This window comes from Streptococcus infantis (genome assembly GCF_047464215.1).
Taxonomy (GTDB): domain Bacteria; phylum Bacillota; class Bacilli; order Lactobacillales; family Streptococcaceae; genus Streptococcus; species Streptococcus infantis_P.
Genome location: NZ_JASHCG010000008.1, coordinates 26531 through 41727 on the forward strand (window position 1 = coordinate 26531; position 15197 = coordinate 41727).

The 15197-nt window shown below is 36.6% G+C and carries 19 protein-coding genes and 1 pseudogene; 16 read left to right on the plus strand and 4 right to left on the minus strand.

Annotated features, from left to right (window positions below):
- Positions 1 to 97: 97 nt before the first annotated feature.
- Complete coding sequence (locus QM469_RS05960) at positions 98 to 427, minus strand: helicase BlpT (RefSeq protein WP_414276266.1); 330 nt, start codon at positions 425 to 427, stop codon at positions 98 to 100.
- Positions 428 to 703: 276 nt separating this feature from the next.
- On the opposite strand from QM469_RS05960, the gene QM469_RS05965 reads away from it, so the two are divergent.
- The 3 genes from QM469_RS05965 to QM469_RS05975 are packed head-to-tail and all read left to right on the plus strand — an operon-like array spanning position 704 to position 3138.
- Positions 704 to 1042 (plus strand): LytTR family DNA-binding domain-containing protein, encoded by a 339-nt coding sequence (locus tag QM469_RS05965; RefSeq protein WP_311522639.1) that lies wholly within the window; start codon positions 704 to 706, stop codon positions 1040 to 1042.
- A gap of 4 nt (positions 1043 to 1046) precedes the next feature.
- Positions 1047 to 1784 carry a response regulator transcription factor gene (locus QM469_RS05970; protein ID WP_061862664.1) on the plus strand — a complete coding sequence of 246 codons (738 nt, stop codon included), beginning with the start codon at positions 1047 to 1049 and terminating at the stop codon, positions 1782 to 1784.
- 13 nt (positions 1785 to 1797) lie between these two features.
- Positions 1798 to 3138 carry a sensor histidine kinase gene (locus tag QM469_RS05975; RefSeq protein ID WP_414276267.1) on the plus strand — a complete coding sequence of 447 codons (1341 nt, stop codon included), beginning with the start codon at positions 1798 to 1800 and terminating at the stop codon, positions 3136 to 3138.
- Positions 3139 to 3181: 43 nt separating this feature from the next.
- Here QM469_RS05975 and blpC read toward each other — a convergent pair whose 3' ends face one another.
- From blpC to blpA, 3 genes are read right to left on the minus strand one after another with little or no spacing between them, the layout of a single operon-like run.
- Positions 3182 to 3337: a quorum-sensing system pheromone BlpC gene (gene blpC / locus QM469_RS05980; RefSeq protein WP_061862666.1), complete on the minus strand. Its 156-nt coding sequence runs from the start codon at positions 3335 to 3337 to the stop codon at positions 3182 to 3184.
- Positions 3338 to 3393: 56 nt separating this feature from the next.
- Positions 3394 to 4755, minus strand: a complete 1362-nt coding sequence (locus QM469_RS05985; RefSeq protein WP_061862667.1) for a bacteriocin secretion accessory protein — start codon at positions 4753 to 4755, stop codon at positions 3394 to 3396.
- A 10-nt stretch (positions 4756 to 4765) separates the two neighbouring features.
- Positions 4766 to 6919, minus strand: coding sequence for a peptide cleavage/export ABC transporter BlpA (blpA, locus tag QM469_RS05990; protein ID WP_414276268.1), 2154 nt, complete (start codon positions 6917 to 6919; stop codon positions 4766 to 4768).
- Between the two features lie 525 nt (positions 6920 to 7444).
- Between blpA and QM469_RS05995 the strand changes: the two genes are divergently transcribed.
- The 13 genes and pseudogenes from QM469_RS05995 (at position 7445) to trmB (ending at position 15117) form a co-directional block, all read left to right on the plus strand.
- The gene (locus QM469_RS05995) at positions 7445 to 7657 is read left to right on the plus strand and encodes a hypothetical protein (RefSeq protein ID WP_049550811.1); all 213 of its coding nucleotides are present in this window, start codon (positions 7445 to 7447) and stop codon (positions 7655 to 7657) included.
- Between the two features lie 10 nt (positions 7658 to 7667).
- Positions 7668 to 7862 (plus strand): hypothetical protein, encoded by a 195-nt coding sequence (locus QM469_RS06000; RefSeq protein WP_061862669.1) that lies wholly within the window; start codon positions 7668 to 7670, stop codon positions 7860 to 7862.
- A gap of 307 nt (positions 7863 to 8169) precedes the next feature.
- Positions 8170 to 8673: pseudogene (tnpA, locus tag QM469_RS06005) on the plus strand (IS200/IS605 family transposase).
- Between the two features lie 661 nt (positions 8674 to 9334).
- Positions 9335 to 9565 carry a Blp family class II bacteriocin gene (locus QM469_RS06010; protein ID WP_061862670.1) on the plus strand — a complete coding sequence of 77 codons (231 nt, stop codon included), beginning with the start codon at positions 9335 to 9337 and terminating at the stop codon, positions 9563 to 9565.
- A gap of 2 nt (positions 9566 to 9567) precedes the next feature.
- Entirely contained in the window at positions 9568 to 9687 is a 120-nt protein-coding gene (locus tag QM469_RS06015; protein WP_061863213.1) for a PncF family bacteriocin immunity protein, read from the plus strand.
- 461 nt (positions 9688 to 10148) lie between these two features.
- Positions 10149 to 10553: a hypothetical protein gene (locus tag QM469_RS06020; RefSeq protein ID WP_061862671.1), complete on the plus strand. Its 405-nt coding sequence runs from the start codon at positions 10149 to 10151 to the stop codon at positions 10551 to 10553.
- A 187-nt stretch (positions 10554 to 10740) separates the two neighbouring features.
- Entirely contained in the window at positions 10741 to 10968 is a 228-nt protein-coding gene (locus QM469_RS06025; RefSeq protein WP_414276269.1) for a bacteriocin class II family protein, read from the plus strand.
- A 14-nt stretch (positions 10969 to 10982) separates the two neighbouring features.
- A complete protein-coding gene (locus tag QM469_RS06030) occupies positions 10983 to 11303 on the plus strand; it encodes a role in replication (protein ID WP_125840949.1) in 321 nt (106 codons plus the stop codon).
- 29 nt (positions 11304 to 11332) lie between these two features.
- Entirely contained in the window at positions 11333 to 11737 is a 405-nt protein-coding gene (locus QM469_RS06035) for an immunity protein (protein ID WP_414276270.1), read from the plus strand.
- Positions 11738 to 11896: 159 nt separating this feature from the next.
- Positions 11897 to 12865 (plus strand): thioredoxin domain-containing protein, encoded by a 969-nt coding sequence (locus tag QM469_RS06040; protein ID WP_414276272.1) that lies wholly within the window; start codon positions 11897 to 11899, stop codon positions 12863 to 12865.
- A 52-nt stretch (positions 12866 to 12917) separates the two neighbouring features.
- On the plus strand, positions 12918 to 13529 hold the full coding sequence (locus QM469_RS06045) for a lysostaphin resistance A-like protein (protein WP_414276273.1): 612 nt from the start codon (positions 12918 to 12920) through the stop codon (positions 13527 to 13529).
- A 161-nt stretch (positions 13530 to 13690) separates the two neighbouring features.
- A complete protein-coding gene (gene ccrZ / locus QM469_RS06050; RefSeq protein ID WP_075232002.1) occupies positions 13691 to 14485 on the plus strand; it encodes a cell cycle regulator CcrZ in 795 nt (264 codons plus the stop codon).
- Complete coding sequence (gene trmB, locus QM469_RS06055) at positions 14482 to 15117, plus strand: tRNA (guanosine(46)-N7)-methyltransferase TrmB (protein ID WP_049508543.1); 636 nt, start codon at positions 14482 to 14484, stop codon at positions 15115 to 15117. Before ccrZ ends, trmB begins: the two co-directional genes overlap by 4 nt.
- The last annotated feature ends 80 nt before the right edge of the window (positions 15118 to 15197 follow it).

Sequence of the window (15197 nt, forward strand, 5' to 3'; positions counted from 1 at the left end):
TTCCTATTTTGCTCTTTGATTTTCATTGAGTATAACATTGCTTATATGATACTAAAAAAGAAGTTGAGTTCAATCTGTCTCAGCTTCTTTTTAGTTACTACAAGATAAGGGTTGGCCCGTAGAGACTCAGCTTGGTTTTGACTTGGTCAAAGTGGAAGCGGTCATAGGCTCTCCAAGCGGCACGGGTAGGGCCGTCTGGATTGAGAGCACTGAGGCCCATGAGAAGACTGGAAGTTTGGTAAAATTTTTCCAGCTCAATCAAGAATCGATTATCCACTGTCTCAGTTTTAGAGAGAAAGCAGAGGATATTGTCCAGTTGCTCCTGGAAACGGACATCGTCAGCTGTTGCCTGTTTGCAGACTTGGTAAGCTTTGTTTAACTCAGTTATCAGTGCCTGAGCGGTTTTGATGGGGTCTGTATCCGTCATGAGAATTCCTCCTTTGTGATGGTTTTAGAGTTGTTTGAAGCCTTTGTCTTTCTAATCATAGCCTATCACTTTTTACTCTTTTTTTATCTACAAATCTTTAATTGTCATTGAAATTTCCTGAATGGTAATAGCGGAATTTTATGATAAAATAGTTGTAAGGTTATCGTGGTTATTTAGTAAAAACTTCAACACTTTAGGAATTTTTGAGGACCGTTTAGGATTTGGTGAAAATTAGTTGCTAGACTTATGGTATCCTCTCTACAGGAGGTTTTAGCCATGAACTATATCATCATTCAAAAAGAGAAAGAAATTTTCAAATTAAACATAAAGGATATCTACTACATCCAAACGCATCCAAGTAAAGCCCATACCGTGCAGATTTTTACTAAAGAAGCTAGCTTTGATCTGTTTCAAAATTTAAGCAAGCTTGAGAAACAATATGGGGATACCTTAACGAGATGTCATCGAAATTGTCTGGTCAACCTTGAACGAGTAAAATCCATGGAACTCCAATCAAAGACTCTTTTTCTTGGAGAAGAAGGTCGATATGCTGTTCAGTATTCCAGACGTCGTTATAGAGAAATTCGCCAAAAATGGTTGAAAGAAGGAGAGTAAGAAGATGAGAATTTTTGTTTTAGAAGATGATTTTTCCCAACAAGCAAGAATTGAAACGACGATTGAAAAACTTTTGAAAAAACAGAGTATCATTCCCAGTTCTTTTGAAGTTTTTGGCAAGCCAAACCAACTGCTGGCAGAGGTGCATGAGAAGGGGGCGCATCAGCTTTTCTTTTTGGACATTGAGATTCGAAACGAAGAGATGAAGGGTCTGGAAGTGGCTAGAAAGATTCGGGATCGGGATCCTTATGCCCTGATTGTCTTTGTGACGACTCACTCAGAGTTTATGCCCCTGTCTTTTCGCTACCAAGTTTCAGCTTTGGACTACATTGATAAGGCCTTGTCGGCAGAGGAGTTTGAATCTCGTATCGAGACAGCCCTCCTCTATGCCAATAGTCAAGATAGTAAAAGTCTGGCGGACGATTGCTTTTACTTTAAATCAAAATTTGCTCAATTCCAGTATCCTTTTAAAGAGGTTTACTATCTCGAAACATCCCCAAGACCCCATCGTGTTATCCTCTATACCAAGACAGACAGGTTGGAATTTACGGCGAGTTTAGAGGAGGTTCTCAAGCAGGAGCCACGTCTCTTGCAGTGCCATCGCTCCTTCCTCATCAATCCAACCAATGTAGTTCGTTTGGATAAGAAAGAAAAACTCCTTTTCTTTCCTAATAGCGGAAGCTGTCTGATCGCGCGTTATAAGGTCAGGGAAGTGTCTGAGGCTATCAATAACTTACATTGAGCTAGGAGAGTTTATGAATATTGCTTGGATATTATTGCATACACTTATTACTAATGGGCTAGAAATTGTCATTTTCTTTAAGGTGGATGGAATTGGTCTCACTTTCGAGAGGATTTTTAAGGCCTTTCTTTTTAAGATACTGTTGGCCTTTGTTTTTGTAATGATTGGCTATATAGTAGGAAATATTTACCTATCTTATTTTATGGAACCCTTGTATGGCATCGGCTTGTCTTTCTTACTGTTAAGAGGGCTTCCTAAAAAACTTCTCTTCTTTTATGGTCTCTTTCCAATGATATTGGTGAATCTCTTTTATAGAGGGGTCTCCTATTTTGTGCTTCCATTTTTGGGACAAGGGCAAGTATATGATGACTACTCATTTACTGGGTTATGTATAATAATTTTCAATTTCTTCATTTCTCTAGCCTTTTTGAAATGGTTGGACTATGATTTTACTAGTTTGAGAAGGGAGATTCTAGATAAAGCCTTTCAAAAGTCCCTGACTCAGATTAACTGGATAATGGGGGCTTACTATTTGGTGATACAAAGTCTGTCTTACTTTGAATATGAGCAAGGTATTCAATCAACGACTGTTCGCCATCTCATCCTAGTGTTTTACCTACTCTTTTTTATGGGGGTTATCAAGAAATTGGATACCTATTTGAAGGACAAACTCCATGAGAGACTGGACCAAGAGCAGGACTTGCGCTACAAAGATATGGAGCGGTATAGTCTGCATATAGAGGAGCTTTACAAGGAAGTACGGAGTTTTCGCCATGACTACACCAACCTCTTGACCAGCTTACGACTAGGCATTGAAGAGGAGGATATAGAGCAGATAAAAGAGGTCTACGACTCCGTCTTGAAGGACTCCAGCCAAAAATTGCAGGACAATAAATATGACCTTGGCAGATTGGTGAATGTTCGGGATCGTGCCCTCAAAAGTCTTCTAGCTGGAAAATTTATAAAAGCTAGAGAAAAGGACATTGTCTTTAATGTCGAAGTTCCTGAGGAGATTCAAGTCGAGAGTATGAACCTGCTTGATTTTTTGACCATCGTATCTATCCTTTGTGACAATGCCATTGAAGCCAGTGTAGAGGCCAGTCAACCTCATGTTTCAATCGCCTTTTTAAAAAGTGGAGCACAGGAGACCTTCATCATCGAAAATTCCATCAAAGAAGAGGGCATAAATATTTCTGAAATCTTCTCTTTTGGAGTTAGTTCTAAAGGGGAGGACAGAGGTGTTGGTCTTTATACTGTCATGAAGATTGTGGAAAGTTATCCCAATGCTAGTCTCAATACCACCTGTCAAGATCAAGTCTTTCGTCAGGTGCTTACTATGATACCTATAGAATGATGAAAAAATAAGACCGAGAGTGCTTGTTTCTCGGTCTTATTTTTTATAGTTGTATTGGATGATGAAGTCCTTTCGTATTGTTATGCTTAATTATATTAAGGCTGTATAAGATATCTTCCCACCATCCTCCACCTGTAATTTGGTTGAGTTCGGTAGTTGTTAGTTCTTGAAATGAGGTTAGATTTTGATTCTTATCCATGTTACAATTCTCCTGTTTTATAAGATAATAAATAGTTATAGAGTGTTATCTGAAAATTAATCAGAATGTGTTAAAATTTTATCTTTGAAATAATCAAAATATGTTTTCTTTGCAGTTACACTAGTGACGCGACCTTGTAAGCCATATTGGATGAGTTTACTATCCTCATTAGATAGTTTTGCAAGAGCGGTTAATTTAAAGAGATTTCCTTGCTCTGTTCTGGTAGGAGTTTGATCAATTGTCTGAAGTTGGCCGATGATGGTAATGCCATGATTTCCAATCTTCTCAAGCTTTAATCTTACAGTTTGTCCTTTATCTAGTAAGGGGAGATAGTCAGATGATACGTAGTAAGTGATTAGTACTTCTCTTGTATCTGTTATAATAGGGAATATTTGAGCAATTTCTGTACCAGTTGGAATTCTATTTTTACCTTCAAATTCACTGTTCAGATGAACGATACCTTTACTTGGAGCGGTTAAGGTATTGTTTTCTAAGCGCTGTGTCGCTTGATCTAGTTGTACTTTTAATTCTGTTAATTGATTCTCCACGGTTAGTTGTTGCTGAGAAGCTGTCTGTAAAAACTGAGTGCGAAGTACATCAATTTTGGTTTCTAAACTATTGTCATAAGTTGCTACACTTCCAATACCAGCTTGTTGAATTTTAAGATTGGCGATAGATGATTCGAGACCTGTAACACTTTGATTAATTTGAGAGAAAAATTGCTCATCTATAGCTCCTTGTGTCTGTCCTTGTGATGCTACAAGATAACTATTCAAGGTTGACTGGTGTGGATTACCAGTTGGTAATCGAGATTTTTTATTTATGATAGCATCTCTCAGTTCTTCATATTCTCCAATTCGTTGTTGGATTTTTATGATTTCTTGTTCGATAGCTGATGAACTGCTATTGGCAAGGTTGGCTTGATTTGAAACCTCAGTGTTAGTCTTTGATATACCCAGTTCAATATCACGAGCTTGTTTGGTAAAATTCATAAAGGTATTATGGTAGCCAAACTCATCCTCACCAGAAAAAAGATCGGTATTTTTTTCTAAGCTTTGTTTCAAAATTCCAAGTCCTTCTTTTTGCTTCTCAAGTCTTTGTAATTGAGTTTCTAAGGCAGTTTTCTGGCTCTCTTCCATTGTTTCAGAGTATTTGATGAGTAAATCACCTTTCTCAACTACTTGATTTGCCACTAAATGATTAGCTAAGATAGTATTATCGCTGGTTGACTGAATGGATGCAATGACACTTGTAGGAGTGACTTCTCCTTGCGATGTAACAGTAATTTCTTTTGTGGCAACGAGGGAGAAAATCACGATGAAAGTAAACAGTAATGAAAGTGGTATGATTAATACTGTCGCATAGTTATGGTAACGTCTCTGATAAAACTCGACGCTTCTAAAAAGATTAGGATTCATAACATTCTCCTTATTTGTTGAATAGATGATGGTAGAAGCCTTGCGCCTTCATTAACTCTTGATGACTACCAACTTCAATGATTTTACCCTGGTCAAGAACAATGACACTATTAGTTCGTTCGGCTATACTGAGACGATGGGCTACAAAGAGAATGGTTTTATCAGTTAGGGACATAAGATTATCTATAACCTTTTTCTCAGTCAAGACATCAAGACCGCTAGTAGCTTCATCCAGTATTAAAACAGGAGCTTTAGTTAAAAGAGCGCGAGCGAGAGCAATTCGCTGCTTCTGTCCTCCAGATAAGCCAGATCCATCAGAGAGCTGAGTTTGATAGCCCATAGGCATTCTTTCAATGTCTTGACGGATTTCAGCTAATTCACAAGCTCTTAGAATATCTTCTTGGCTAATCATATTATTACCACCCAAGGTTAAGTTTTCTAATATAGAGCCATTAAAGATATAGGCTTGTTGAGGCAGGTAATTAATATGACGTCGTAAGACTTTTTTATCAATGTTTTTAATATCCTGATGATTGATGGAAATATGTCCTTTGTAAGGGTCAAAGAAATTAACAATCATTTTGGCTAAAGTTGTTTTACCAGAACCACTAACTCCAACTAGGCTAACCTTATCTCCTTGTTTAATCGTGAGATTAATATCTGTTAAGGTATCTCGTCCAAAACCATACTTATAAGAAAGGTCATCAAATTCAATATCGCCCATCAAAAAATGTGAATGAACAGGGTTTTCTTGAACTTGAAATTCAGATTCGACTAGATAGACTTCGTTCAAACGGTTATTAGCGACCTTCGCAGATTGGAGTTTGGTTTGGAGGTTGATAATATTTTCCATAGGAGTTGTAAAGTAAGAAAGAAGTGTGTTAAAAGTAATCAGCTGACCGATAGAAATTTTACTCGACATGACTAATTGAGCGCCAAACCATAGGATAAGGATATTCAGAACTAATTTTGTTCCCTGCTTTAAACTCGTTTGCAAAATAGAATATTTGCTGAGCTTAAAGGATTTTTCCAAATAATCTACAAATTCACTGTCTATATTTTGGTATCGGTTTTCTTCACTAGTGAGCGATTTGATAGTTTCAATCCCGTTGATATCTTCAATGATGGCAGAACTAACCATAGAATTACTTTGCATGACATCATGGTTCATTTTTTCAAAAGGCTTCATAAAAGAAAAGATGATGAACATGTATATAGGAATGGAAATAAGAGAAAGAAGGAAGAGATTAGGGTTTTGTGCCAGTAAGACACCCCCTACAAGAATCAGAATAGAAACATCCAGAAAAAGAGAAAGAATGGTAGAAGCCAAGGCATCTATAATAGAGTTAGCATCTGTGAACCGTGAAATGATTTCTCCTGTACGACGTGTCGCAAAGAAAGACATAGGAAGTTCAAAAATATGGCGGATATAAGATAAAATCACATCAATACTTAATCTTTGACTCAGAACAGTTAGGAGATAATCACGGGAGAAGCTCATGACTTGTTGGAGGATATAGGTTATAACCAGACCAACTGAGATGATTCCTAAAGTTGATTTCATCTGATTTGGGATATATTCATCTAAGATTCCTTGGAGATAATAAGAACCACCGATATTGATAATCGTGACCAATAAGCTTGAGAGAACAATGTAAGCAATGAGAGATCTTTGTTTGAAAATCAGAGGAAGGAAACTCAGTAGACCATTCTTTTTATCTTTATGGGGTTGATAGCTGGGTTTGGGAGCTAGAAAAATAGCTACTCCAGTCCATTCAGAAAAAAAGCGTTCTTTTGACATTTTGGTGATTTTTACAGAAGGGTCAGGATCACCAATAATCAGATGGTCTTTCTTTGTTTGATAGACAACATAGTAATGTTGGAGTTTTCCTTCTTTGTTAACGTGAACGATAAATGGATAGGGGACATCACTCATGTCAAAGAGAGTTTTATCTGCTTGAACTGGTCTTGTTTCAAAGCCCATTTCATCAGCGGCTTTTACAATGCCAAGAGCAGTCGTTCCTTCTTTATTGGTCTTTGCAAGTTCTCTTAGGTGAGCTAGAGAAAAATCTGAACCATAGAATTTAGCAATCGAGGCTAAGGCAGCAACACCACAGTCTCTAGCATCTATTTGTGGAACAAATGTACGTTTATAAGAAGTCATTGGCAAATCCTTTCATATAATAGATGAGTTTATTATGCCATAATAATAAGTTCATATCTTATAAAATCTTGAATAGTCATTGAAACTTCCTGAATGGTAAAAAAGTAATTAGAAGCTATCTTTCTTTAAAAAGTTATAGAATATGCTTTGAAATAAAAAAGCTAATTCAAGATGTTTCGATGACAATTCAAGATTTGGATGAAAAAATTTAATAAACAGCGATATACTATACTTGTCAAAGTTGCAACAAGACAAAAAAGAAATGTATCAATCTTACAGGTTTTACTCATAGTAAATACTTATAAAGTATATTGTATGAACCAGATTAGAGTGTATATCAATTTTGTAAAATGGGGGGCTTGATGAAATTTCAAAACTGTAGTTCGCAATTTGGCCTATGTTTATTTGGTCTGTACGTAGTTGTAGAACATCAGGATTTATTAAACTTTATTATTGGAGGTGTGTTAATTATTACTTCCATTATATCGTGTCATGTTAATTATAAGAAATACAAAAGGAGAAAAAATGATTGATTTAGCTATTAATGACTTAGAAAATGTTGTTGGCGGAGGAAATGCGTTGTCTTGTGCGACCGGAATTGGCATGAGTGGTGCCATTTTAGCAGCCGCTTCAGGTCCGATTGGCTGGGGAACTTTTGCACTGCTGGCGGTTGGAGCAGCGGCTACTGGATTTGGCACAGGATATTCTTGTGGTGCATGGTATCACACTGGTGATTAAGGAGATAATTATGAAAAATATTGATCAAACTACTCTAGAAGAAATTTCTGGAGGTGGGAACATTGCTGATTGTGCGTATGGTATTGGTGCCAGTGCGTTAGCAATTGCGGCAGGACCTGCTGGTTTGGCAGGTTTGCTTGTGGCAGGTGCAGCTGGTTTTAGATTAGGCTATGCATGTACTAGTTTATATCTTCACGGGGATTAATTTATTATTTTCATTGTTTAATTACTCTTAAACATTTTAAATATACAATATTGTGACTCAACTTGTGGTTTTGATACAGTTTTAATAGAGCCTGAGATAACACTCTCTCTGACTCATGCAAAAAGCAACGGCTTTAAAACCGTTGCTTTTTGCCTTGTTATGTGACTATTAGTCCGTCTCGCTCCGTGAGGTGCGAGCCAAATAAACCACCCGCTATGCGGGTGCGCGTCGAAGGTTATACCCCAAAAACTCCAAACGCGATACAATAAAGGTGTTCAAGCCAATTGTAAAGCGAAAGGAGAAAACCATGGTCCAAAAGTCTCATAGTTTATCACACACAAAGTGGATGTGTTCTATCACATTGTGTTCACCCCTAAGTATAGACGAAAAGTCATTTATAATCAATATCGGAGTAGTTTAGGCGAAATATTTCATCGTTTGTGTAGTTATAAAGGAGTTGAAATTATCGAAGGACACTTGATGCCAGATCGTGTACATATGTTAGTAAGTATTCCACCAAGGATAAGTGTTTCAAGTTTCATGGGTTATTTAAAGGGTAAAAGTGCACTCATGATGTTTGACAAACACGCCAATCTTAAGTACAAGTTATTTCTGGGCAGAAGGTTATTATGTGAGTACAGTAGGGCTCAATGAAGCCACAATTAAGAAATATATTCAAGATTAAAGAAATTATCCAGTGGATGATTTCTTCACGAGTCTAAAAATTTGAGAACGAGTAAAGCATGATATAGCACTAGATAAATTGAGTGTAAAAGAATATGAGGATCCCTTTAGGGATAGTGGTAAGTAATACTAAAGCCTCTTTAAGAGGCAAGTGACGAGTCAAGAGCAATGAGGCTTGAACAACGTGAAATCCAGCGTCTTTAGGCGCTGGCTAGTAATTTGGACTTATAGCCCTGGTACAAACCACCCGTTTGACAGGTAGTTATGATTTGTATAAGATATTTCTTTTATAACTTTCTAAATCATATGTATCTTTAATCTCCTTTTAAATATAAAGCAGCGCAATTATATCCCGTTAGGAAGCCAAAGCCTGCTGCAGAAACTAGTGCGACACCCCAGCCAACGGGACCTGTTATTGCTCCTACGCTAGCTATCGTACCTAGCGCACCACTCGCTGATAGCATGCAGTCGGATACATTTCCTCTAATTTATTGAAATTTAATTCTAACATATTTACTCCTTGTCCTTGCGTTTAATTTTAAAAAGTCCTATTATGGATAGAGTTATCATAGTTATTGAAGTTAAGCTGGTAAAGACAAATACTTTTGATGTTAATCCAATAGAAAATAGTAATACACCATAAAAAATAGATACATAATAAATCTTATTCTTAATGACACTCAACTCTGAACATAGATTTTTGTCCTGTTGCAACTTTGACAATGCTATACTATACTTGTCAAAGTTGCAACAGGACAAAAATTAAAAATAAAATGGAGGTATTCATCATGGATACAAAAATGATGGAACAATTTTCTGTTATGGCTACTGAGATGCTTGCTTGCGTTGAAGGTGACGGTTGCAATTGGGGAGATTTTGCTAAAGCAGGTGTTGGAGGAGGAGTAGCAAGAGGTCTTCAATTAGGAATTAAAACAGGAACATGGCAAGGCGTTGCAACTGGTGATGCAGGAGGAGCTATACTTGGAGGTGTAGCCTATGTAGCAATATGTTGGTGGTAATTATGGATTTTAAGAGTTTTATTATTGGTTTAGTAGTTGGTGTATTTAGTCCTTATATGGATGATTTAATTAAAAAAATATTTTCAAAATCTCCCAAAAAGAATACAGATAGTACCCCCTGAAAAATAAATCCCTCCCCTGTATTTGCTAGCATAATCTACAGGGGAGTTTCTTTAATATTGTTTCGGCTGTCAAAATGATATGTGATAGCAGGATGAAAAGTCTACAAACAAGTTGATATCATTACAGTGTAAAGAGGCCAGCATGTTTTTCGTGCTTGCTTTTTTATTAACAATTTAGGAGGTTTAGATGACCATTCATGATTTGAGTAATCAAAGATCAAAAGGAGTGCTAAACTAAGAGAGTAAAGGTTAAAGCTTAACTAAGATAAAGCACATATCACATATTAAGAAGGGGATCTTATGAAGAAAAAAATACTTGTCATTTTCATATTGTATCTAATCATGTCCATCTTTCTTTATCCGCTTAGGGAGAGTACTTGGTATCAGCTATTTTATACCATAGCCTATGTGATTGCGGTTATGATCTATTTTGCTTTAATGAAAAAGAAAGGAGCAAAGAAATGAAAACTTTTCTTGCTAAAAAACGGAACATCTTTCTTGCAAGATTGTTCCTAGGTCAGTTGCCCTTACTTGTCTCCACTTATCTATTTCTATCTCGTCAGTTTTTAAATTTTTCCTTGGTTTTCCAATTTCTTTTAGTGGTTATTAACTTGGCTTCTATTTTGGCTGTTGTTTATCTCACTAGGGAAATGAGAGTGAAAAAATTTGAAGATGATGATTTGGTAAGTCCTAGAGCCAATCAACTAATGTTCGTAGGATTGACATGTTTCATGACTATCATCTGTTTGTATAGAGGTATCACAGCAGTAGAATCCTATCAACAACTAATCGCCTATATTGGAGCTATTCTATGCTTTATTATCACACTTCTGCTCGTTTTGGGGTTGAAGTATTATAAAAAGTAGAGGTTAATGAAGTATAAAAGTGTAAGTGTTTTCGAAATGCTTACCTTTTTTAATGAAGTTTTTGCAATTCAAGATGTTTCGATGACAATTCAAGATTCGGATGAAAAAACTTTAACAAATAGTGCTATACTGAAATTGTCAAGGTTGCAACAGGACAAAAATTAAAATAAAAATGGAGGTATTCATCATGAATACAAAAATGATGTCACAATTTGAGATTATGGATACTGAGATGCTTGCGAAAGTTGAAGGAGGTTTCGGAGGTTGGGGAGATATGCTTTCTGGTTTATTGGGTGGGCTAGCACCTTCTCCAACTTTGGATCAATTAAATGGTAAGTGGCCTATTATACATTTTTCAAAACCATGTGGTCCTTATGGTATAGGGGGAACTCCAAACTCATGTAATGGTATTTAAAAAGGATTGAAGCTATGAAGGCAAAATATGGGAATCAAATTGTTGATGTTTGGGAAATTGGTCAAGCAACTCCTAAACCAAGTTGGGTAGAGGAAGCTTTTCAAAAAAATTATATGGTTTGGTTGGATAATCATGTGCGCATTCTAATGGCAGGTCTCAACACTTCTCTCGCAACGAATATCAAGTTTGGTCTAGTTGGAACAGTTGGAGGAGGATTCGCTGGTTATGGAATGTATGTTCTTGGTTACCCAGGTGATTATCTAGATATCACCAATCATAGAGTTGTTTCTGCTAAAACATTTCACAAAAGTTATCAAATTTTAGAAAATGATTAGATATCATTTAATTGTAATGGAGTTTAGGTATGGAAAAAATATTTGCTAAAAAACGCAACGTATTTCTAATGAGATTGTTTCTAGGTCAGTTGCCTTTGCTAATCTCTACTTATCTATTTCTCTCTCGTCAATTTTTAAATTTTTCCTTAATTTGCCAATTGATTTTAGTGGTTATCAACTTGACTTCTATTTTGGCTGTTGTTTATCTCACTAGGAAAATGAGAGTGAAAAAATTTGAAGATGATGATTTGGTAAGTCCTAGAGCCAATCAATTAATGTTCGTAGGATTGACATGTTTTATGACTATTATCTGTTTGTATAGAGGTATCACAGCAGTAGAATCCTATCAACAACTAATCGCCTATATTGGAGCTATTCTATGCTTTATTATCATGCTTCTGCTCGTTTGGGGCTTGAAGTATTATAAAAAGTAGAGGTTAATGAAGTATAAAAGGGTAAGTGTTTTCGAAATGCTTACCTTTTTTAATGAAGTTTTTGCAATTCAAGATGTTTTGATGACCATTTAAGATTTAGATGAATTTGTAATCTTAAATAAGGTAAGATAAATATATCAAATGTAAAGGAGTATTCTTATGAAGAAACAAAAGATAAAATCACTATTACTTGTACCACTTGTATTTGCATCTATTACTACAGGTGTTGCATATGCAGAAGAACAAACTACTTCTTCCTCTATCCGGGCTAATGATAGTTCTGTTGTGGCATCAGATCTGCAATCGGGTACGGAAAATGTTGAGCATAAACCTTCCGTTGTAACTCCCGAAGAGTATGAGCAGAATGTTGCGGAATTTAAAAAGATAGATATTGAAGCCGTTCGTCAATCTTTTACAGAGGATCAATTGGAACATACTATATATTTTGGTAGAAAAACTTGTTCTCATTGTCGTCAATTTTCTCCTGAATTGAAAGAATTTAATAACTTAATTGAAAAGAAGTTAGAATATTATGATTTGGATGGTAAAGATTTTGACGGGGAAGCGAGAGAGTTTCTATTTAAAAAAGTCGGTATTCCAGGAACACCAACAATTTTGTATTTAAGAAATGGACGTCCGATATCTGGATGGGTTGGTGGCGGAGCAACTGCACAACAGGTTTATGATTATATGTACTCGAGAAACTCACCTAAGCAAACGGAAACAGTAGCATCTTCTGAGGATACAGTAACAGAAAGTGTCCGTGATGATAAAACAGGAGAGGTGGAGAATTCAAAGGAAAATTTAACTAATAATAGTGATAGTAGAGAACAATTGAAGAATAATATTCCTCCTTCTAACACTATAACTGTTCAGCCTGAAGATTTGGTAATGACAGATAAGAAGAAGCGAGGAGATACATCTAAGACAATCTCTGAAAATACTGATAAGTTACAAACTTCTTTATCCGAAGTTAAGGGGAATGATTCTGCCTCCCAAACCATTCATTTGAGCAAACAATTACTACCTAATACAGGAGAGGAAGAAAGTTACAATCTATTACGTATAGCTGTTGCACTCTTGATTACTTCAGGTATGATCAAGTGGAAACAAAGAGTTCATAAATAAAAATTTTTGCATCCTTATTTTGATGATTCTAAATAGGAGAGAGGTTGTGTTTATGGCCATTTTTAATAAATGTCATGCCTTTTGTTTTGGATTTTTAGTACTAATAATCGTCATTACAGTTCCTTATACGATTAACCATGGGGATTTTTTTCAAAATGAACCTGCACTGATTATTGTAAGTCTTCTTGTAACCTCGATGAGTGTTGCTTATGCTAGACAGTTTGAAATGATTTCTTTTGGGATTTTAAGCAAGAAACAACTCTTGCTCTTCATTGGAACTTTTCTTCTAAGTGTGCTTGAGACGCTAGTTTATATTCGTTTCTTCGCTGTTTCTTCTGGCGCAGGAGCTCAACACTTGGCGGAAGTCAGCAGAGGAATTTCCCTGTCTTTGATTTTGGCTACCTCAGTTTTTGGACCCATCCAGGAGGAACTCATTTTTAGAGGACTTATTCAGGGGGCGGTTTTTGATAATTCGTGGTTAGGGCTTGTTCTAACTTCCTCTCTCTTTTCTTTCTTGCATGGACCTTCCAATGTCCCTTCGTTTATTTTTTATCTACTTGGGGGCTTGTTGCTAGGCTTTGCTTATAAAAAGAGCCAAAATCTATGGGTTTCTACTTTAGTCCATATGTTTTACAACAGTTGGCCACTCTTATTTTATTTATAAAAATCATGAAAGGTAAGTAGGAGATTGTGCTTACCTTTTTCTTTCTATAATGATAACCCAAACCACCCCAGAGGCTTTTCTTTGAGAATCGGGTCTGGACTGGTTGACGAATAGGCTAAAAACTAGTAGAATAGTAAGGAAACTTTATACGGAGGAAAGAAATGGACTTGGGTGATATTGAGCTAACGCTGACCCCTATACCTGGGAAAAGTGGGAAAGCTTATATGGGAAGCTACCCTAATGGGAAGCGCGTCTTTATTAAAATGAACACCTCTCCAATCCTACCTGGTTTAGCCAAGGAACAAATCGCTCCTCAATTATTATGGACTCGCCGTTTATCGGATGGGCGTGATATGTGTGCCCAAGAATGGTTGAATGGTAAAATTTTGACCCCTTATGATATGAATCGCAAGCAGATTATCAATATTTTGAGCCGCTTGCATCGTTCGCGTCCTTTGATGACGCAATTGACTCGTTTGGGCTATTCTTTAGAAACACCTTTTGACTTGCTTCAGGCTTGGTTAAAAGATGCTCCAGAATCCTTGAAGAACAATCAATATCTAAGAATGGTAGTAGAGGATTTGCGAGGAAGTTTGCCAAACTTTAGGGAAGATTATGCAACGATCGTTCATGGAGATGTACGACATAGTAATTGGATTGAGACAGAGAGCGGTCTTATTTATTTAGTGGATTGGGATTCCGTTCGCTTAACGGATCGCATGTTTGATGTGGCGCATATGCTATGTCACTATATTCCAGACTATCAGTGGAAAGAGTGGTTGACTTATTATGGTTACAAATACAACCAAACAGTCATCAACAAACTATTTTGGTATGCTCAGTTATCCTTCTTGAGCCAGATTGCCAAATATTATACAAATGAAGATCTAGAAAATGTCAATCGGGAGATTTATGCCTTGCGTATCTTCCGTGACAAGTATGGAAAGAAGAGATGAGAGTTAGAAATCGTAAAGGGGCAACAGAATTACTAGAGGCTAATCCTCAGTATGTTGTCTTAAATCCTTTAGAAGCCAAAGGAAAATGGCGAGACCTCTTTGGAAATGACAATCCTATCCATGTTGAGGTTGGTAGTGGTAAGGGAGCCTTTGTGTCAGGTATGGCCAAGCAAAACCCTAATATCAACTATATCGGGATTGATATTCAAAAGTCTGTTTTGAGTTATGCCTTGGACAAGGTTTTGGAAGTCGCTGTACCTAATATTAAATTATTGTGGGTTGATGGTTCTGATTTGACCGACTACTTTGAAGATGGTGAGATTGATCGCTTGTACCTAAACTTTTCAGATCCGTGGCCTAAAAAGCGCCATGAAAAGCGTCGTCTAACCTATAAGAGTTTCTTGGATACCTTCAAGCGTATCTTGCCTGAACACGGTGAGATTCATTTCAAAACGGATAACCGCGGCTTGTTTGAATATAGCCTAGTGAGTTTTTCTCAATATGGCATGAAGCTCAATGGAGTTTGGTTGGACTTGCACGCCAGCGACTTTGAAGGCAATGTCATGACAGAATATGAAGAAAAATTCTCAAGTAAGGGTCAGGTCATCTATCGAGTTGAGGCAGAATTTTAAGAAAAAGCTTAAAATCAAGCCTTCTGAGTGCTTATACTTTACATAAGTAGTCAAAAGTGCTATACTATAAGTAAGAATAT